The organism is Streptomyces sp. bgisy159, from assembly GCF_057707805.1.
Genome location: NZ_JBYIQX010000004.1, coordinates 267966 through 286694 on the forward strand (window position 1 = coordinate 267966; position 18729 = coordinate 286694).

An 18729-nucleotide genomic window follows, 5' to 3' on the forward strand; every position below is an offset into this window, starting at 1 on the left:
GTGCCGGTGCCGGTGCCGGTGCCCGTGCCGAGGCCGGGGATCGGTCGGGGCCCGGCAGCACCGATCGCGGGGGAGGGCGGAGGGCCCTGTCCCCTTATGAGGGATCGTTTCACCCGTACGGATTAAAACGGCTCAAGGGGCGGTAGCAGCGTGTTCCGGGCCGCCTACGGTCGCACGGGTGATGAGCAGCAGCCCGGAAACCTCGACCCGCACGACCGGCGCACACCGGGCGCACCGGGAGGCGCGTGAGCGCGGTGCGGCGCACACGCCGGTGCGGCGCACACCCGCGCGCTACGAACCGTACCTGGACGGCCTCTTCACCTACTGCCTGTCGGTGCTGTGCGACCACGACGCGGCCACCGCAGCGCTCGGTGACGTCCTGTCGCTCGCCGAGCGGCGCGGCCACCGCGTCCCGGACGCCGCCGGCGACCGCAGGGCCTGGCTGTACGCGCTGGCCCGCTGGGCCTGTCTGCGCAAGCTGGCCGAGGCCAAGCAGAAACGTCAGGCCTCCCACGCGGCGGGCGCCCGGCACGGCGCGCATCGCCCGCCTCCCGCATCGCCCGCCGCCCCGCCGGTCCCGGACGCGGTACGGCAGCGGCGGCGGCGTGAACTCGCCCTGCTCGCCTGGCCCGAGGCGGCCGGCACCAGCCCCGAGCAGCGCGAGGCGCTGGAGCTCGCGGTGCGCCACCACCTTGCCGCCCACGAGATCGCCGCCGTCCTCGGCATGGACCGGACCGCCGCGGGCGAACTTCTTGCCTCGGCCGCCTGCGAGGTGGAACGCACGCGTGCCGCGCTCGCCGTCGTGGGCGCCGGCGGCTGCCCCGGGGTGGCCCGCCTCACCGGCGACCAGCAGCTGGTCCTCAGCGCCGCCCTGCGCCGGGAACTCGTCCGCCACGTCGACGACTGCCCGCGCTGTCGCCGTGCCGCCGGCCGTGCGGTGCCCGGCCGCTGGCCCGGCGACACGGTCACGCCCGCCGAGCTGCCCGTCCTGGAGGCGCCCCGCGCCGCCCTGCACGCCGTCATGGCGCGCCTGCCGCGCGTGCGGGGCGCGGCGGCGCCCCGCTTCGACCGGCGCGGCTTCCCCATGGACCCCAAGGACCACGCGGCCCGGCGCGACCGCCTGCGCGCGCGTGCCGTCACGACGACCGTCGTCGCCACGGTCGTCGCCGCGCCCGTCCTCGCCCTGTGGGCCGCCTACCGGGGCACCCCCACCGGCGAGGCCGTCGACGGCCGCTCGGCCAGCGCCGGGGAGGCGCACGGCCCCGACAGCCTGGCCGGGGAGCAGACCGGCGGCTACGAGAACACCGGGAACGCCAGCACGCGTCCCGGGGCCGGCCTCGGCCGCCACAACCGGCCCGATGTGTCCGTGGAGGTGGTCAGCGTCGCCGGGGCCGACAAGAAGGCGGCCGGGCGGCTCACCGTGACCGCCGCCGGCAGCGGTGAGACCACGCTGATCACCCTCAAGGCCGACCCCGACGGCGACGCACCGGTCCGCTGGTCGGCGACCACGGGGGCCTCCTGGCTCTACCTGAGCCGGTCCACGGGCACCCTGGAGCCCGGCGAGTCGGTGACCGTCAAGGTGCACGTCGACCAACTGCGCGAGCCCGCCGGGTTGTGGCACGCGCGCGTGGCCGTCGCCCCCGCGGGGGCCGTCGTCTCCATCTCCGGGTACGGCACCGCCCCGGTCCCGGCGCACCCTGGACCGTCGCGGCCGGGCCCCGGCCCCGGCCCCGGCCCCGGCCCCGGCCCCGGCCCCGGCCCCGGCCCCGGCCCTGGCCCCGGCAACGGATCCGGATCGGGGTCCGGCGGCGGACCCGGCACGGGAAGCGGCAGCCCCAGTGCCCCGCCGACCTCGCAGGACCCGGACCCGACGCCCACCGACCCGGCGCCCACCGAGCCCACGCCGAGCGATCCGCCCCCGACGTCCGACCCGGAGCCGACCCCGGACCAGCCGCCCCCGTCCGGCCCGGCCGACTCCGCGTCGCCCAACGGCGGCGCGTCCGATCCCAGTACGACGGCGTCTACGCCGGTGCCGTCGGCGTAGACGGGCGGAGGGCGGAACGGTACGGCCGATGCCCGCGCCGACCCGGGGCGGGTCCCGTCGGCTCGGTCGCTCCGGTTGGCCGCTCCAGGCGGCTCGGGTTCGGTCGGTCTCCTGCGGTTCGCCAGGTGGCTCGGACCCGGCCGGGCTCCCTGCCGTCCGTCAGGCAGCCCGGCCTGTCGGTCCGGTCGGGGCCGCCCCGTCGTCGGTCAGTCCCGTCGGTCAGTCCCGGCGGTCAGCTCCGTCGGCAGGGGCCGCCCGGTGCTCCGGTCAGTCCGTCGGGTCCGCCGGGTGCGGCGCCAGCAGGGGGAGCCGGGCCGCCAGTCGCTCCTCGCACAGCTCGACCAGACGGTCGTAGCCCGCCTTGCCCATCAGCTCGGTCAGCTCCGCGCGGTACGAGACGTAGACCGGGTCGCCCGCGCCGTGCGCAGAGGTGGCCGAGGTGCACCACCAGTGCAGGTCATGGCCGCCCGGGCCCCAGCCGCGTCGGTCGTACTCGCCGATCGACACCTGGAGGACGCGGGTGTCGTCCGGCCGGTCGATCCAGTCGAACGTCCGCCGGATCGGCAGCTGCCAGCAGACGTCCGGCTTGGTCTCCAGCGGCTCCCGGCCCTCCTTCAGGGCGAGGATGTGCAGCGAGCAGCCCGCGCCGCCGGCGAAACCGGGGCGGTTCTGGAAGATGCACGAGCCCTGGTACGGGCGGGTCTGGCGGGAGCCCTCCTCGTCCTCGGAGATCCAGCCGTTCTCGGTGCCCTCCGCGTGGTGCTGCCAGAGGTCGGGGGTCAGCCGGGCCACGTGCTCGGCGACGCGTTTCTCGTCGTCCTCGTCCGAGAAGTGCGCCCCCAGCGTGCAGCAGCCGTCGTCGGCGCGGCCCGCCTGGATGCCCTGGCAGCCGCTGCCGAAGACGCAGTGCCACCGGGAGGTCAGCCAGGTCAGATCGCAGCGGAAGACCTGCTCGTCGTCCGCCGGGTCCGGGAACTCCACCCACGCGCGTGCGAAGTCGAGGCCCTTCTCGTCGGCCCTCGCCTTCCGCGCCGACTTCGTCTGTGCGGGAACCTTGGACGACTCGTCGGCTTTGCCGGCCTTGTCGGCCTTCGCCGTCTTGGGCGTCTTTTCGTCCTTCGCCTTTTTCGTCTTTGGCACGCGTCCAGGGTAAGTCGCCGGGGCGCTCTCCCGGGACCGCACGGGAGGCCGAGGACGGCGTGGCTGGCAGTAGCGTTCCCCCCATGAGACTCGGTGTCCTCGACGTGGGATCGAACACGGTGCATCTGCTGGTGGTGGACGCGCACCCGGGCGCGCGCCCGCTGCCCGCGCACTCGCACAAGGCGGAGCTGCGCCTGGCCCAGCTGCTCGACGAAGGTGGCGCGATCGGCCCCGAGGGGATCGACAAACTGGTCGCCGTCGTCCACGAGGCGCTCCAGGCGGCCGAGGACAAGGGCGTCGAGGACCTGCTGCCGTTCGCCACCTCCGCGGTGCGGGAGGCCACCAACGCGGACGACGTCCTCGCGCGCGTGCAGGACGAGACCGGCGTCGAGCTTCAGGTGCTCAGCGGCGCCGAGGAGGCCCGGCTCACCTTCCTCGCCGCCCGCCGCTGGTTCGGCTGGTCGGCCGGCAAGCTGCTCGTCCTGGACATCGGCGGCGGCTCGCTGGAGATCGCCTACGGCATAGACGAGGAACCCGACGCGGCGGCGTCCCTGCCGCTGGGCGCGGGGCGCCTCACGGCGGGCTGGCTGCCGGGCGACCCGCCCGAGCCCGACGACGTACGGGCGCTGCGGCGCCACGTGCGGGCCCAGATCGCCCGTACCGTCGGCGAGTTCAGCCGCTTCGGCGCCCCCGACCACGTCGTCGCCACTTCGAAGACGTTCCGGCAGCTGGCCCGTATCGCAGGCGCGGCGCGTTCCGCGGAGGGCCTGTACATCCAGCGCGAACTCAAGCGGGAGTCCCTCGAAGCCTGGGTGCCGCGCCTGGCCGGCATGACCACCGCCCAGCGCGCCGAACTCCCCGGCGTCTCCGAGGGGCGCGCAGGCCAGCTCCTCGCCGGTGCGCTGGTCGCGGAGGGCGCGATGGACCTCTTCGGCGTCGAGTCCCTGGAGATCTGTCCCTGGGCCCTCCGCGAAGGCGTGATCCTGCGCCGCCTCGACCACATGGTGACGGGCTGAGCCACGACCGGGGCGAAGCCGCGGGGCGCAGCGCCGCAGGGCTGAGTGGGGCGCAGCGCCGCGGGGGCTGAGGGGGCTGAGGGGGGCCGAGCTGAGCGGGTGGGCCACGGGAGCCGAGCGGCAGCGCCCCAGCGGCCCAGGCGGCCCAGCGGCCCAGATGCCCCAGCGCCGCAGGCGGCGCGGGGCGGGGTGGCGCGGGGTCGGCCCGCGCCACAGGGATGGGCGCCGGCGTACGCCCCACACCCGCACCCCCTCGTGCACGGCGCGCACGCCCCCACCCGCACCCCCTCGCACGCGGCGCACGTGCCCCTCACCTCCGCCCCGCCGCGTGAAGTGCGCCACCCGGTACCCCCGAACGCACAGCCGCGCCGGTGCCCTCGACCTCCCTGTCGGGCCGCACCCGAGACCTCGACCCCCGCCGCGCCCCGCCCCCGCCACCCCCGCGCTCACCGGCGCTGATGACCGTCCATGGCCAATGGCGGCGCCGGCAGGAATCCGGCCACGCGTGCGTGGCCGGTTGGTACCGGGGGCCCGGGGCTGTGGTCGAACACGCTCCCCGGGCCGCAGTGCGGGCCCGTACGCTGTCCTTCGTGGCAGAACCAGTGGTGCGCGTCCCGGATGCGAAGGTCGCCCTGTCGACGGCCTCGGTGTATCCGGAGTCGACGGCGACGGCCTTCGAGATCGCCGCGCGCCTCGGGTACGACGGTGTCGAGGTCATGGTCTGGAACGACCCCGTGAGCCAGGACATCGACGCTCTGCGCCGGCTCAGCGACTACCACCGGATCCCGATCCTGGCCGTGCACGCGCCCTGTCTGCTGATCACACAGCGGGTCTGGTCGACCGACCCCTGGACCAAGCTCCAGCGCGCCCGGGCGGCCGCCGAGCGGCTGGGGGCCGGCACGGTCGTCGTTCACCCCCCGTTCCGCTGGCAGCGTCAGTACGCGCGGGACTTCGTGCAGGGCGTCTGGCGGATGGCGGACGAGACGGATGTGCGGTTCGCCGTCGAGAACATGTACCCGTGGCGCTACCGCGACCGGGAGATGCTCGCCTACGCGCCCGACTGGGACGTGACCAAGGACGACTACCGGCACTTCACCATCGACCTCAGCCATGCGGCGACGGCCCGTACGGACGCGCTGCACATGGTCGACCGCATGGGGGACCGGCTCGGGCACGTGCACCTCGCCGACGGTCTGGGGTCCAACAAGGACGAGCACCTGGTGCCCGGCCGCGGCACCCAGCCCTGCGCCGAACTGCTGGAGCGGCTGGCGCTCGGCGGATTCGACGGGCACATCGTCATCGAGGTCAACACCCGGCGGGCGATGTCCGGCGCCGAACGCGAGGCCGACCTGGCCGAGGCCCTGGCCTTCACCCGTCTCCACCTGGCCTCCACGGCGAGGGTGCCCCGGCGGTGACCGACATGGCCCCCACCCCGGCCGGCGGAAGCGCGGCCCCCACCCCGCCGACGGGAAGCCCGGCCTCCCCCCGCCCCCGCCGACGCGGGCGCCCCCGCCGCAGCGAACCCGCCGACACTCGCGAGCGGATCCTCGACACCGCACGCGAGGAGTTCTCCCGCCAGGGGTACGAGAAGACCTCCGTACGCGGCATCGCGAAGGCGGCCGGCGTCGACTCCGCCCTGGTGCACCACTACTTCGGCACCAAGGAGGGCGTCTTCGAGGCGGCCGTGGAGGTGGCGTTCGCGCCCGCGTTGCACGCACCGGAGACCATCACGGAGGGTCCGCTGGACGGCGTCGGCGACCGGTTCACCCGTTTCATGTTCGGTGTCTGGGAGAACCCGACCACCCGTACGCCCCTGCTGGCGATCCTGCGCTCGGCGGTGAACAACGACACCGCCGCCGCGGTCTTCCGCCACCTCATCGCCTCCCAGCTGCTGCGCCGCGTCGCCGCCCAGCTGGACCTGCCGGACGCGGAACTGCGGGCCGAGCTGGCGGCCGCGCAGCTCGTGGGCTGCGCGATGATGCGGTACGTGATCAAGTTGGAGCCGCTCGCCTCGGCGGACATCGAACAGGTCATCGCACGCGTGGCTCCCGTCGTCCAACGACACCTCACGGAGCGCTGAGCCCGCGCCTCGCCCCCCGCGCCCCGCTCACGCCTCGGCGCCCGCGCCCCCCGCTCACGCCCCCAACGCCCCACGCCCCGCTCACCCTCGCGCTCCCGCCCGTGCGCCCAGACGCCCCCCGCGCCCCCCCGCCCCACCCCTGATCCGAGACGCGCATCCCGCATACCGGACAACGCGTCCCGCACCCTGGATGACCGGCGTACGCTCGACTCCAGTCAGACGTCTCTGGCGGCGCACAGAAATCTCTGGCGGCGCACAGTCCGAAGGAGCGAGCGACGATGCCCGAGCTGAGGTCCCGCACAGTCACCCACGGCCGCAACATGGCGGGCGCCCGCGCCCTTATGCGTGCCTCCGGGGTACCCGGTGCGGACATCGGCCGGAAGCCGATCATCGCGGTCGCCAACAGCTTCACCGAGTTCGTGCCGGGGCACACCCACCTCCAGCCCGTCGGCCGGATCGTCAGCGAGGCGATCACCGAGGCCGGCGGCATCCCGCGCGAGTTCAACACGATCGCCGTGGACGACGGCATCGCGATGGGCCACGGGGGCATGCTGTACTCGCTGCCCTCCCGCGACCTGATCGCGGACAGCGTGGAGTACATGGTCGAGGCGCACTGCGCGGACGCCCTGGTCTGCATCTCCAACTGCGACAAGATCACCCCGGGCATGCTGATGGCGGCCCTGCGCCTGAACATCCCGACCGTCTTCGTCTCCGGCGGCCCGATGGAGGCCGGCCGTGCCACCCTGGTCGACGGCACGGTCCGCACGCTCGACCTGGTCGACGCGATCTCCGACGCCGTGAACGACAAGATCTCGGACGAGGACATCCTCCGTATCGAGGAGAACGCCTGTCCGACCTGCGGCAGCTGCTCCGGCATGTTCACCGCCAACTCGATGAACTGCCTGACCGAGGCGATCGGCCTCTCCCTGCCCGGCAACGGCTCGGTGCTGGCCACCCACACCGCCCGCAGGCAGCTCTACGTCGACGCCGCCCGCACGGTGATGGACGTCACCCGCCGCTACTACGAGCAGGACGACGACACCGTCCTGCCGCGCTCGGTCGCCACCTTCGCGGCGTTCGAGAACGCCATGGCGCTCGACATCGCCATGGGCGGCTCGACCAACACGATCCTGCACCTGCTGGCGGCCGCCCAGGAGGCGGGCGTCCCGTTCGGCCTCACCGAGATCGACGCCGTCTCGCGCCGCGTGCCCTGCCTGGCGAAGGTCGCGCCGAACGTCGCCAAGAACCGCACCTACTACATGGAGGACGTGCACCGCGCCGGCGGCATCCCCGCCCTCCTCGGCGAACTGCACCGCGCCGGCCTGCTCAACGAGGACGTGCACGCCGTCCACAGCCCGTCCCTCGCGGACTGGCTGAAGACGTGGGACGTGCGCGGCGGCTCCCCGTCCCCCGAGGCCGTGGAACTGTGGCACGCGGCGCCCGGCTGCGTCCGCTCGGCGGAGGCGTTCTCCCAGTCGGAGCGCTGGGAGGCCCTCGACGACGACGCGGAGAACGGCTGCATCCGCAGCGCCGAGCACGCGTACTCGAAGGACGGCGGCCTGGCGGTCCTGAGGGGCAACCTGGCGGTCGACGGCTGCGTGGTGAAGACGGCCGGCGTCGACGAGTCGATCTGGACCTTCGAGGGTCCGGCCGTCGTCTGCGAGTCGCAGGAGGAGGCCGTCGAGAAGATCCTCAACAAGCAGGTGACGGACGGCGACGTCGTCGTCATCCGCTACGAGGGTCCCAAGGGCGGCCCCGGCATGCAGGAGATGCTCTACCCGACGTCCTTCCTCAAGGGCCGCGGCCTGGGCAAGACCTGCGCCCTGATCACCGACGGCCGCTTCTCCGGCGGCACCTCGGGCCTGTCCATCGGCCACGCCTCGCCCGAGGCGGCCTCCGGCGGCACCATCGCCCTGGTCGAGGACGGCGACCGGATCCGCATCGACATCCCGAACCGTACGATCGACCTGCTCGTCGACGACGCCGAGCTGGCCCGCCGCGACCAGGCGCTGAACGGCGCGTACGCCCCGAAGAACCGCGAGCGCAAGGTCTCCGCCGCCCTGCGCGCCTACGCCGCGATGGCCACCAGCGCCGACAAGGGCGCGGTCCGCGACGTGTCCAGGCTGGGCTGATCCACCCGCCGCACCGCACGCCCGTACGACGCCGAGGGGCCGCCTCCCGATCTCTCCCGACCGGAGGCGGCCCCCGCGCGTGCGCGCGTCACCAGTCCGCGGGGTCGCGCCCGTCCACCGAGAACACGGTCCCGTCCGGCGCCCCGGCGTACACCCGCCCGTCGACGGTCACCGGGGCCGGCAGGGCGTCGGGCACCCGGTCGCCGTTCGGGCCGAGCCGGGGCCGGGTCTGCCCGACGAGCCGGCCGCTCCGCGCGTCGAAGGCGAGCAGCCGTCCGTCCGGGGCGGTGAGGAACACCCGGTCGCCCGCGCGCACCGGCGCCGACCCGCGGGTCACGGCCGTCTCCAGATGCCACAGCCGTTCCTCCGCGTTCATGTCGAACGCCTCCAGCGACCCACCGGTGGCCAGCAGGTAGACCACGCCGCCGGACACCCCGGCCACCGGATCAGGCCGGGACACCGGCAGCGCCACCCGGCGGGTGTCCCCGGACCCGGGGTCGTAGCGCACGACCGCGTCGGTGTAGCCCGTGCCCCGGTCGAGCGAGAGCAGCAACAGGGCTCCGTCCTCGCTGCCGACGGGCTTGAGCGTGCCACGCAGGGCGGCGTTCCAGCGGACGGCCCCGGTCTCCGGGTCCACCGCCGCCACCCGCGTCGTACCCGCGTCCGAGGCACTGATCGCGTAGGCCAGCGGGTCACCGGGGAAGGCCAGGAAGGTGGGCGCGCCGCTCTGGCCGCGGATGCGGTGGCGCCACTTCTCCTCACCGGTCGCGCCGTCCACGGCGCTGACGGTTCCGTCGGCGGCGGTGAACAGCAGCACGCCGCCCGCCGCCCGCATACCGACGTGCTCGGGCATGCTCCGCTCCCAGCGCGCCTCACCGGTGTCCGGGTCCAGCGCCGCCAGCCGTCCGCCCTGGTCCGCCATCGGCTGGACGAACCCGCCGGCCAGCAGCGGCGGTTCGCGCCGGTACGAGGCGGCCACCGGGTGGCGCCACAGCACCGTGCCGTCGGCCGGATCGAGGGCGAAGACGACGCCGGACTGCGCGCACAGCAGTCTCCCCACGCCGTACGAGCACTGCGGCAGCGCCGCGCTCCCGGTCACCGAGCCCGCCTCCCACCCGGCGAACGCGGCCGGGGCGCTCGGCCCGGCCGTCGACGCGGGCGGGACGTCCAGCCACCGCGCCGAGGCGAACACCCCGCCGACGACCAGCCCCAACGCCCCGGCCACCAGCGCCACCCGCCGGTACGCCATCCGCCGGGCACGCGGCGCCGCGCCGCTCCCGTCCGGGCGGACGCCGCCCGCGCGTCCCGCGCCGGCCCCGCCCCGGTCACCCGCCCCGCGAACGCCCGGCGCCGGCCCGTCCGCCGCCCCCGGCCGTCCGCCGTCCGACCCCGGCCGCGCGTCGCCCGGCGCCGTACCGTCCTCGTCGTTCCGCTGCGCCGGTATGAACGCCTGGGTGTCGTACGACGCCGCCACCGACCGCAGCTCGCGCATCAGCTCGTCGGGGGTGGGCCGCTCCTCGGGCTCCTTGGCGAGGCAGCGCCGCACCAGCGGAGCGAGGTCGTCCGGTACGTCGGCCAGGTCGGGCTCGTCGTGCACGACCTGGTAGGCGACGACATAGGGGCTGTCGGAGTCGAACGGACCCCGGCCGGTGGCCGCGTGCACCGTCACCGAGCCGAGGGCGAAGATGTCGGCGGCGGGCCCGACCTCCCGGGGCCGGCGGAACTGCTCGGGCGCCATGAAGGGCGGCGTGCCGATCAGCTTGCCGGTCTCGGTGCGCAGTTCGCTGTCCGTCGGCCGGGAGATGCCGAAGTCGATCACCTTGGGCCCGTCGCCGGCGAGCAGGACGTTGCTCGGCTTGAGGTCCCGGTGCACGACCCCGACACGGTGGATGTCGCGCAGTGCCTCGGCGAGCCCGGCCATCAGCCGGCGCACCTCGCCGGGGGCCATCGGGCCGTTCCGTTTGACGTGATCGGAGAGGGTCGGTCCCGGAATGTACTGGGTGGCCATCCAGGGCCGGTCGGCCTCCGGGTCGGCGTCCACCACGGGCGCGGTGAAGGCACCGCTGACCCGTCGAGCGGCGGCCACTTCCTGCCGGAAGCGCCCCCTGAACTCGGGATCCTTGGCGAACTCGGCGTGGACGACCTTCACCGCGAGCTTCATGCCGGAGGTACTGCGGGCCAGATGGACCACGCCCATGCCCCCGGAGCCGAGGCAGGACTCCAGGAGGTAGTGGCCGGCGTATTCGGGAAGTTCCGCTTCCGCGCCCGCCCCGGTGTTGCGCCGTGGCGCCATGGACCACCCCCGTGCTGTTCGTTCGCGCGCGCGACGCACGGAGCCTAGTCGATGACTCGTACGAGACCGAGGCGACTTGCTAGCCTCCGCGTACGAGTTGCGCACATGCGTTTCATGTCGCGTTTCAGGGGAATCACCGTGGCTCCATGACAGTCATGGGGTGCGAGGGGGGAGTACTCATGTCCGTCGACCATGTGGAGGAGAACGTCGGCAGCGGCGAGGGCACCGAGGCCGTCAGGACGGCGTCGGCGGCCGTGACGGCGTCCGCCGCCGTGGCGTTCTACCCGATCGCTCCGGGCGTCCGGCTGAACGTCCGCGGCGGTCCGGGCACGAACTACAGCATCGTCCGCGTGCTGCCCGAGGGTTCCAAGGTGCCGATCTACTGCCAGACGACGGGCACGACGGTGTCGGGCTACTACGGCACCTCCAACATCTGGGACAACATCGGCAACGGCGAGTTCGTGTCGGACACGTACGTGCACACGGGCAGCGACGGCTACGTCGCCTCGCGCTGCGTCTCCTGAGCGCGGCCGGGCCCGCGCGCCGCCCCACCCGCCGGCCCGCCCCCGTCCGGCGCCATAATCGTCCTGTGAGCGACGAGAACGGCACCCCGGACACCCGGGCGGGCTCCGCGGACACCCCGGGTGCCCCCGGTTCCGCCGGTGGTCCCCGCCCCGAGCCCCTGCGCTTCTTCGGCACCTCGTGGGTCCACCACGACCAGGGGTATCCGGCCCGCCGCGTCGGCGTGGCCGTCGGGTCGCTCGCCGCCGCCGCGGTCGCCTGCCTCGTGCTCCGCTTCGCCTACCAGGGCCTCCGGATCGCCGGCATCGGCGGTTTCGTGACCGTCCTGATGGTTGGGATGTTCGCCGTCTGCAGCGCGCTCGCCTTCCGCCACACCTGGGACGGCTTCTCCCGGCGCCCCGACCCCGAGCGCCAGGCGTCCCTGCGCGGACTGCTGGCCATCGGCTTCGTCGGCTCCCTCCTCGCCTACTTCTTCCGCTCCCTCACCGAGGCCCCCGGAGAGAAGCTGCACCGCGAGGAGTACGAGGCGGCACGGCAGCGGCACCACAAGCGCGCCTCCCGCCGCACGGGCAACCCCTCGAAGAAGCGCCGCCGCTGATAAGCCCGGTCCCCGTCCGGCCGCTGCGTGGCGACGGGCGGTTCCTGGCCGCGCGGGATGTCCGGGTCCTGGCTCCGGGGCGGGCCGCTGCGTGGCGGCGGGTGGTTCTCGGTCGCGCGGGATGTCCGGGTCCTGGCTCCGGGGCGGGCCGCCGCACGGCGGTGGGCGGCTCACGACCGCGCAAAATCCCCGGGTCCTCGCCCCAGGCCGGCGCACGACATGTCAGCCGACGGGCTCACGACCGCGCAAAATCCCCGGGTCCCCGCCCGCGGCCACGCCACCATGGCCGTATGGCCACTTCCTCCTCGCACCCGCCCGCCGACCCGGCCCCCGCCCGGGCCTCCGCCACCGAGGTCCACACCGCGCGCGCCCACTCCTTCAACGCCGCCGCGGCCCAGTACGCCGCCAACCGCCCCTCCTACCCGGCCGCCCTGTTCGACGCGGTCGAGGCCCTCGCCCGGCGGCCCCTCGCCGGCGCCCGGGTCGCGGACGTCGGCGCCGGTACGGGGATAGCGACCGCCCTGCTGCACGCCCGCGGCGCCGACGTGGTCGCCGTGGAGCCCGGGGACGGCATGGCGGCCCAGTTCCGCCGCGCTCTGACCGACGTGCCGGTCGTGCGCGGCGACGGCAACCGCCTGCCGCTGGCCACCTCGTCCATGGACCTCCTCACCTACGCCCAGTCCTGGCACTGGACCGACCCCGCCCGCGCGGTGCCGGAGGCGCTGCGGGTGCTGCGGCCGGGCGGTGCGCTGGCCCTGTGGTGGAACACCAGTGCCCCGGACGTGCCGTGGCTCGCCGCGCAGTCGGTCCGTATCGAGCGCCACTTCGGCATCGAGCGGACCGGCGAGCGCTACGGGGCCTTCCGGCCGACGACCGCCGACCCCACCGGCGCCCTCGACCTCACCGGCCGCCGGGTCCGCTGGAGCCGCCGGGTTCCCGTCGACGTCCATCTGGCCAACGTCGGCAGCCACTCGGTCTTCCTGGTGCAGGGAGCGGAGAGCGCCGCCGCCTTCCTCGCCGAGGAGCGGCGGCATCTGGACGCCGTCTTCCCGGACGGAATCGTCGAGGAGGCGTACGTGGTGGAGCTGATGGTGGCCATACGCCCCTGACCGAGAGCCCCGGTACTTGACGTGACCCCCCACCGAGGGAATTTAATCATCGCATGATGATTAATTCGTCTCCCGCGGACCCGCCGCCCCCACCCGACGGCCCCGCCGTCCGCGCCGAAGACCTCACCGTGGTCCGCGGCCCGCGCACCGTCCTGCACGGTCTCGCCTTCACCGTCCCGCGCGGCCAGATCACCGGCCTGCTCGGCCCCTCCGGCTGCGGCAAGTCCACCCTCATGCGGTCCCTCGTCGGCACCCAGGCCAAGGTCACCGGCACCCTCGACGTCCTCGGCCGCCCGGCCGGCCACCCCGAACTGCGCACCCGCGTCGGCTACGTCACCCAGGCGCCCTCCGTCTACGACGATCTGACGATCCGCCAGAACCTCGACTACTTCGCCGCGATCCTCTCCCCCCGCACCACCCCCGCCGACCGCCGCCACGACGTCGACCGCGTCCTCACCGAGGTCGACCTCACCTCCCACCGCGACGCCCTCGCCGGCAACCTCTCCGGCGGCCAGCGCAGCCGCGTCTCCCTCGCCGTCGCCCTCCTCGGCACCCCTGAACTCCTCGTTCTCGACGAGCCCACCGTCGGCCTCGACCCCGTCCTGCGCCGCGACCTCTGGGACCTCTTCCACCACCTCGCCACCACCCGCGGCACCACCCTCCTCATCTCCTCCCACGTCATGGACGAGGCCGAACGCTGCCACCGCCTCCTCCTCATGCGCGAGGGCGAGATCCTCGCCGACGACACCCCCGACGCCCTGCGCGACCGCACCGGCACCGCCACCGTCGAAGCGGCCTTCCTCCACCTGGTGGACCAGGCGGCGGCCCGCGCGAAGGAGAACAACCGATGAGCACCCCCGCCCCGACCCCCGCGCCCTCCGCCACCCGCCCGGCACCCAGCCCCACCAGCGCCCTGCGCCCCTCCCGCACCCTCGCCACGGCCGCCCGCGTCCTGCGCCAGCTCCGCCACGACCCCCGCACGATCGCCCTGATGCTCCTCGTCCCCAGCCTCCTGCTGATCCTGCTGCGCTACGTCTTCGACGGCAGTCCCCGCACCTTCGACAACATCGGCGCCTCCCTCCTCGGCATCTTCCCCCTGATCACCATGTTCCTGGTGACCTCCATCGCCACCCTGCGCGAACGCACCTCCGGCACCCTCGAACGCCTCCTCGCCATGCCCCTCGGCAAGGGCGACCTCATCGCCGGCTACGCCCTCGCCTTCGGCGCCCTCGCGATTCTCCAGTCCGTCCTCGCCACCGGCCTCGCCCTGTGGTGGCTCGGCCTGGACGTCACCGGCTCGCCCTGGCTGCTCCTCCTGGTCGCCCTCCTGGACGCCCTGCTCGGCACCGCCCTCGGCCTGTTCGTCTCCGCCTTCGCCGCCTCGGAGTTCCAGGCCGTCCAGTTCATGCCGGCGGTGATCTTCCCGCAGATCCTGCTCTGCGGCCTGTTCACACCCCGCGACCAGATGCACCCCGCCCTGGAGGCCGTCTCCGACGTCCTCCCCATGTCCTACGCCGTCGACGGCATGAACGAGGTCCTCAGGCACACCGACATGACCGCCACCTTCCTCCGCGACATCCTGATCGTCGCCGGCTCCGCCCTGCTCGTCCTCTGCCTCGGCGCGGCCACCCTCCGCCGCCGCACCCCCTGACCGCCCCGCGGCCCCGGCCCCGCACGTCCGCCCACCGGACAGCCACCCCCCCCCACCCCGCCCCCCGGTGCGAGGATGAACACGGACGACGCGCACACCCCCGGAGGGCACCCCAGCCATGACCCAGAAAGTCGCAGTCCTCGGCACCGGCAAGATCGGCGAAGCCCTGCTCAGCGGAATGATCCGAGCGGGCTGGGCCCCCGCCGACCTCCTCGTCACCGCCCGCCGCCCCGAGCGCGCCGAGGAACTCCGCGCGCGCCACGGCGTCACGCCGGTCAGCAACGCCGAGGCCGCCAAGACCGCCGACACCCTCATCCTCACGGTGAAACCGCAGGACATGGGCGCCCTCCTCGAAGAACTCGCCCCGCACGTCCCCGCCGACCGGCTGGTCATCAGCGGAGCCGCCGGCATCACCACCGCCTTCATCGAGGAACGCCTCACCGCGGGCACCCCCGTCGTCCGCGTCATGACGAACACCCCCGCCCTCGTCGACGAGGCCATGTCCGTCATCTCCGCCGGCACCCACGCCGGCCCCGGACACCTCACCCACGCCGAGGAGATCTTCGGCGCCGTCGGCAAGACCCTGCGCGTCCCCGAGACCCAGCAGGACGCCTGCACCGCCCTCTCCGGCTCCGGCCCCGCCTACTTCTTCTACCTGGTGGAGGCCATGACCGACGCCGGCATCCTCCTCGGCCTGCCCCGCGACAAGGCCCACGACCTCATCGTGCAGTCCGCCATCGGCGCCGCCACCATGCTCCGCGACAGCGGCGAACACCCCGTCAAGCTCCGCGAGAACGTCACCTCCCCCGCCGGCACCACCATCAGCGCCATCCGCGAACTGGAGAACCACGGCGTGCGCGCCGCCCTCATCGCCGCCCTCGAAGCCGCCCGCGACCGCAGCCGCGAGCTCGCCTCCGGCACGAAGGACTGACCCGCCCCGCCCGGGCCCCCTCCGGGGGCGGTCACTTCGCCGCGGCCACCACCTCCCGCGTGGTCACCACCCGAGCGAACCCGCCCCCGTGCAACGACACGGCGGACGCCCGCGCCAGCTCGTCCGCCGACTGACGCCAGCCGAACGGCCCCGCCAGATCGAACGTGTGCGTGGCATCCAACGGCACCAGCACGTCGTACCCGAGATTCCCGCCCATCCGGGCCGTGGTCTCCACGCACATGTTCGTCTGGATCCCCACCACGACCAACTGCGAGACCCCGGCCCCCCGCAGCCAGGCGTCCAGATCCGGCGTCCCGTAGAAGCACGAGTTCACGGTCTTCGACACCAGCAGCTCCGGACCCGCACCCCGCCCCCTGCGCGCCGCCACGTACTCCTTGAAGTCATTGCCCGCGGAACCCGCCCGCAACGGCGAGCCGGGCTTGCGCGAGTCGTGCCGCACGAACACCACCGGCCGCCCCGACCCCTGCCACACGTCGATGAGCGCGGCGATGTTCTCATCGGCCCCCGGGTTGTTCCGCGGCCCCCAGAACTCCTCCTCCTCGAAACCCCGCTGCACGTCCACGACCACCAGCGCTGCGTTCTCCACGATGTCCATGGCCGCCATCCTGCCGCCCGCCACCCCTGCTCCCCAGAGGTACAGAAGTCAGCGATCGATGGTTTACTGCCACGCGTGGCCACCCCGTACCGTGTCGCCCTCCTCGCCTTCCCCGGCATCCGCGCCTTCGACGTCTCCGTCATCACCGAGGTCTGGGGCACCGACCGCACCGACCGCGGCGTCCCCGCGTACGAACTCCGCCGCGTCGCCGCCCGCCCCGACCCGATCCCGCTGCGCGGCGGACTCACCCTCACCCCCGACCGCACCCTCGCCTGGCTGCCCCGCGCCGACCTGATCCTCGTCCCCGGCCTGGACGACCACACCACCCCCGCACCGGCCCCCCTGCGCGAGGCCCTGCGCCGCGCCCATGCCCGGGGCACCACCCTCGCCGCCCTGTGCGCCGGCGCGTTCACCCTCGCCCAGGCCGGCCTCCTGGACGGGCGCCGCGCGATCACCCACTGGCGCCTCGTCGACCTCCTCCGCAGTCGCCACCCCGAGATCACCGTCGTACCCGACGCGCTCTTCGTCGAGGACGACAACATCTGGACGGCCGCCGGAACCGCCGCGGGCATCGACCTCTGCCTGCACCTCGTCCGTACCGCCCACGGCGCTGAGACCGCCGCCACCGTCGCCCGCTCCATGGTCACCGCCCCCTTCCGCACCGGCACCCAGGCCCAGTTCATCGAACACCCCACCCCCCGCACCGACCGCGACGCCGACACCCTGGCCGCCGTACGCGAACACGCCCTGCGCCACCTCCACGAACCGCTCACCGTGGCCGACCTGGCCGCCCACGCCGGCATGTCCCCGCGCACCTTCGCCCGCCACTTCACCGCCGAGACCGGCACCACCCCCCTGCGCTGGCTCCTCGACCAGCGCACCGCCGCAGCCCAGAAACTCCTCGAACGCACCGACCTCCCCATGCCCGAGGTCGCCCGCCGAGCGGGCTTCGGCAGCGAGGTCACGATGCGCCAGCACTTCGCATCGCGCCTCGCCACCAGCCCCCGCGCCTACCGCGCCGCCTTCACCACGTCCGCCACGCCACCACCGAGACCGCCGTCGGCCTCCACGTCCGCCGAGGCCGGAAGCAACCCGATCGCCCGATAGGCCGCGCCGACGGTCGGCCGCGCCAGGGCCCGCGCTTTGCGCGCACCCTCCCGCAACACCCCCTCCACATAACCGGGATCCGCACACAACTCCTTGTGCCGCTCCCGCACCGGCCTGAGCACCTCCACCACGGCCTCCGCCGTCTCCCTCTTCAAGGCGCCGTACGACTGGTGAACGCCGCTCAGCTCCACCGGGTTCCCGCCCGTGCACGCGGCCAGGATCTCCAGCAGGTTCGCGATCCCCGGGCGTCCCTCCCGGTCGTACACGACCTCCCGCCCGCTGTCGGTCACCGCCCGCATGACCTTCTTCCGCACCACGTCGGGCTCGTCCAGCAGGTAGACGATCCCCGGCCCGAAGTCATCACTCTTGCCCATCTTCGACCCCGGCTCCTGCAGGTTCATCACCCGCGCCGCCACCGCCGGGACCGTCGCCCTCGGCACCACGAACGTCTGCCCGTACCGCTGGTTGAACCGCAGCGCCAGATCCCGGGTCAGTTCCACGTGCTGCGCCTGGTCCTCCCCGACGGGCACCTCGTCGGCGCCGTAGGCCAGGATGTCCGCCGCCATCAGCACCGGATACGTCAGCAACGACAGCCGCACGCTCCCGCCCCGCACCCGCTCCCGCGCGGCCTTCTCCTTGTACTGGATCATCCGCCGCATCTCACCGTCGGTCGCCACGCACTCCAGCACGTAGGACAGCCGCGCGTGCTCGTCGACGTGGCTCTGCACGAACAGGGTGCACAGATCGGGGTCCAGCCCTGCCGCCAACAGCAGCGTCGCGGCCTGCCGACTCAGTCGACGCACCCGTGCCGGATCGTGGTCCACGGTCAGGGCGTGCAGATCCACCACACAGAACAGCGCGTCCGACCGGTGCTGGTCCACCGCGGCCCACTGCCGCATGGCGCCCAGGTAGTTCCCCAGTGTCAGATGTCCGGTCGGCTTGATCCCACTGAAGACCCGCTTCATCTCTTCTCGTCTCCCTCGTCCGGCTTCGGTCGAGGCCGCCGGCCCCGGCGACCGGTCCGCCGGAGCTCCTGCGCCGGGGAGAAACGAGAACGGCCGCCGAGGGCGGCGGCCGTGTGAACGCGTACGTGAGCGCGGCCGCCGTCAGGCGGCCCACCACTGCTGGGGGTGTGTACGCGTTGTGGTCATGCCGGCCAGCGTACGCCTCCGGAGGGGCCTCGGGACGGGAGTTGACACGGTGGTGTCGCCTCCGTACTGTTCTCCGGGTTGTCCGACGTGAGCGCCGACCCCGGTCGGTCCCCGGACAGCCATTCCGCAAGTACCACCCAGCAATCGATGACACGTCGTCGTGGGCTTCTGCGTGCGTGTTTGCGAAATGAGGAATCCGCGTTCGACAGAGCGCGGCCCCGATTAGCTCGGGGCTCCGGAATCCGCTAAAGTCTCACTCGCCGGAACGGCCCAACAGCCGGGAAGGCAACCCCCTCTGACTGGGAATCAGACGCCGAAAGGATCTGATAGAGTCGGAAA

General features: G+C 73.8%; 16 protein-coding genes. 12 read left to right on the top strand and 4 right to left on the bottom strand.

Annotated features, from left to right (window positions below; genetic code table 11):
- The first annotated feature begins 178 nt into the window (after positions 1 to 178).
- Positions 179 to 2044 carry a BACON domain-containing protein gene (locus AC3ET3_RS06920; protein ID WP_435611816.1) on the top strand — a complete coding sequence of 622 codons (1866 nt, stop codon included), beginning with the start codon at positions 179 to 181 and terminating at the stop codon, positions 2042 to 2044.
- A gap of 267 nt (positions 2045 to 2311) precedes the next feature.
- On the opposite strand, the gene AC3ET3_RS06925 is transcribed toward AC3ET3_RS06920, so the two are convergent.
- Positions 2312 to 3184: a DUF3109 family protein gene (locus AC3ET3_RS06925; RefSeq protein ID WP_435611817.1), complete on the bottom strand. Its 873-nt coding sequence runs from the start codon at positions 3182 to 3184 to the stop codon at positions 2312 to 2314.
- A gap of 83 nt (positions 3185 to 3267) precedes the next feature.
- Between AC3ET3_RS06925 and AC3ET3_RS06930 the strand changes: the two genes are divergently transcribed.
- From AC3ET3_RS06930 to ilvD, 4 genes are all read left to right on the top strand, one after another.
- Complete coding sequence (locus AC3ET3_RS06930) at positions 3268 to 4200, top strand: Ppx/GppA family phosphatase (RefSeq protein WP_432139092.1); 933 nt, start codon at positions 3268 to 3270, stop codon at positions 4198 to 4200.
- A gap of 590 nt (positions 4201 to 4790) precedes the next feature.
- Positions 4791 to 5615, top strand: coding sequence for a sugar phosphate isomerase/epimerase family protein (locus AC3ET3_RS06935; protein ID WP_432139091.1), 825 nt, complete (start codon positions 4791 to 4793; stop codon positions 5613 to 5615).
- A 5-nt stretch (positions 5616 to 5620) separates the two neighbouring features.
- Positions 5621 to 6280, top strand: a complete 660-nt coding sequence (locus AC3ET3_RS06940; RefSeq protein ID WP_432139139.1) for a TetR/AcrR family transcriptional regulator — start codon at positions 5621 to 5623, stop codon at positions 6278 to 6280.
- 278 nt (positions 6281 to 6558) lie between these two features.
- Positions 6559 to 8412: a dihydroxy-acid dehydratase gene (gene ilvD / locus AC3ET3_RS06945; RefSeq protein WP_432139090.1), complete on the top strand. Its 1854-nt coding sequence runs from the start codon at positions 6559 to 6561 to the stop codon at positions 8410 to 8412.
- A gap of 88 nt (positions 8413 to 8500) precedes the next feature.
- On the opposite strand, the gene AC3ET3_RS06950 is transcribed toward ilvD, so the two are convergent.
- Positions 8501 to 10705 (bottom strand): serine/threonine-protein kinase, encoded by a 2205-nt coding sequence (locus tag AC3ET3_RS06950; RefSeq protein WP_432139089.1) that lies wholly within the window; start codon positions 10703 to 10705, stop codon positions 8501 to 8503.
- A gap of 179 nt (positions 10706 to 10884) precedes the next feature.
- Between AC3ET3_RS06950 and AC3ET3_RS06955 the strand changes: the two genes are divergently transcribed.
- The 6 genes from AC3ET3_RS06955 to proC all read left to right on the top strand — a co-directional run bounded on the left by AC3ET3_RS06955 (position 10885) and on the right by proC (position 15516).
- The gene (locus tag AC3ET3_RS06955; protein WP_432139088.1) at positions 10885 to 11229 is read left to right on the top strand and encodes an SH3 domain-containing protein; all 345 of its coding nucleotides are present in this window, start codon (positions 10885 to 10887) and stop codon (positions 11227 to 11229) included.
- A gap of 65 nt (positions 11230 to 11294) precedes the next feature.
- Positions 11295 to 11825, top strand: a complete 531-nt coding sequence (locus AC3ET3_RS06960) for an EamA/RhaT family transporter (protein WP_432139087.1) — start codon at positions 11295 to 11297, stop codon at positions 11823 to 11825.
- A 290-nt stretch (positions 11826 to 12115) separates the two neighbouring features.
- Positions 12116 to 12934 carry a class I SAM-dependent methyltransferase gene (locus tag AC3ET3_RS06965; RefSeq protein WP_435611818.1) on the top strand — a complete coding sequence of 273 codons (819 nt, stop codon included), beginning with the start codon at positions 12116 to 12118 and terminating at the stop codon, positions 12932 to 12934.
- Positions 12935 to 12990: 56 nt separating this feature from the next.
- Positions 12991 to 13785 (top strand): ABC transporter ATP-binding protein, encoded by a 795-nt coding sequence (locus AC3ET3_RS06970; RefSeq protein WP_432139138.1) that lies wholly within the window; start codon positions 12991 to 12993, stop codon positions 13783 to 13785.
- Entirely contained in the window at positions 13782 to 14585 is an 804-nt protein-coding gene (locus tag AC3ET3_RS06975; protein WP_432139085.1) for an ABC transporter permease, read from the top strand. Before AC3ET3_RS06970 ends, AC3ET3_RS06975 begins: the two co-directional genes overlap by 4 nt.
- Positions 14586 to 14703: 118 nt before the next feature.
- Positions 14704 to 15516 carry a pyrroline-5-carboxylate reductase gene (proC, locus tag AC3ET3_RS06980; protein ID WP_432139084.1) on the top strand — a complete coding sequence of 271 codons (813 nt, stop codon included), beginning with the start codon at positions 14704 to 14706 and terminating at the stop codon, positions 15514 to 15516.
- 31 nt (positions 15517 to 15547) lie between these two features.
- On the opposite strand, the gene AC3ET3_RS06985 is transcribed toward proC, so the two are convergent.
- A complete protein-coding gene (locus AC3ET3_RS06985; RefSeq protein WP_432139083.1) occupies positions 15548 to 16132 on the bottom strand; it encodes a cysteine hydrolase family protein in 585 nt (194 codons plus the stop codon).
- Positions 16133 to 16207: 75 nt separating this feature from the next.
- On the opposite strand from AC3ET3_RS06985, the gene AC3ET3_RS06990 reads away from it, so the two are divergent.
- Complete coding sequence (locus AC3ET3_RS06990; RefSeq protein WP_432139082.1) at positions 16208 to 17239, top strand: GlxA family transcriptional regulator; 1032 nt, start codon at positions 16208 to 16210, stop codon at positions 17237 to 17239.
- Here AC3ET3_RS06990 and trpS read toward each other — a convergent pair.
- Positions 17143 to 18204 carry a tryptophan--tRNA ligase gene (trpS, locus tag AC3ET3_RS06995; RefSeq protein WP_435611819.1) on the bottom strand — a complete coding sequence of 354 codons (1062 nt, stop codon included), beginning with the start codon at positions 18202 to 18204 and terminating at the stop codon, positions 17143 to 17145. The two genes, AC3ET3_RS06990 and trpS, sit on opposite strands and share 97 nt — an antisense overlap.
- Positions 18205 to 18729 lie beyond the last annotated feature (525 nt).

Bases quoted from the DNA above. Each gene is read 5' to 3' on its own strand.
- AC3ET3_RS06975 (WP_432139085.1), top strand. From the start codon at position 13,782: ATGAGCACCCCCGCCCCGACCCCCGCGCCCTCCGCCACCCGCCCGGCA.
- AC3ET3_RS06955 (WP_432139088.1), top strand. From the start codon at position 10,885: ATGTCCGTCGACCATGTGGAGGAGAACGTCGGCAGCGGCGAGGGCACC.
- proC (WP_432139084.1), top strand. From the start codon at position 14,704: ATGACCCAGAAAGTCGCAGTCCTCGGCACCGGCAAGATCGGCGAAGCC.
- AC3ET3_RS06950 (WP_432139089.1), bottom strand. From the start codon at position 10,705: ATGGCGCCACGGCGCAACACCGGGGCGGGCGCGGAAGCGGAACTTCCC.
- trpS (WP_435611819.1), bottom strand. From the start codon at position 18,204: ATGAAGCGGGTCTTCAGTGGGATCAAGCCGACCGGACATCTGACACTG.
- AC3ET3_RS06970 (WP_432139138.1), top strand. From the start codon at position 12,991: ATGATTAATTCGTCTCCCGCGGACCCGCCGCCCCCACCCGACGGCCCC.
- AC3ET3_RS06965 (WP_435611818.1), top strand. From the start codon at position 12,116: ATGGCCACTTCCTCCTCGCACCCGCCCGCCGACCCGGCCCCCGCCCGG.
- AC3ET3_RS06940 (WP_432139139.1), top strand. From the start codon at position 5,621: ATGGCCCCCACCCCGGCCGGCGGAAGCGCGGCCCCCACCCCGCCGACG.
- ilvD (WP_432139090.1), top strand. From the start codon at position 6,559: ATGCCCGAGCTGAGGTCCCGCACAGTCACCCACGGCCGCAACATGGCG.
- AC3ET3_RS06930 (WP_432139092.1), top strand. From the start codon at position 3,268: ATGAGACTCGGTGTCCTCGACGTGGGATCGAACACGGTGCATCTGCTG.
- AC3ET3_RS06985 (WP_432139083.1), bottom strand. From the start codon at position 16,132: ATGGACATCGTGGAGAACGCAGCGCTGGTGGTCGTGGACGTGCAGCGG.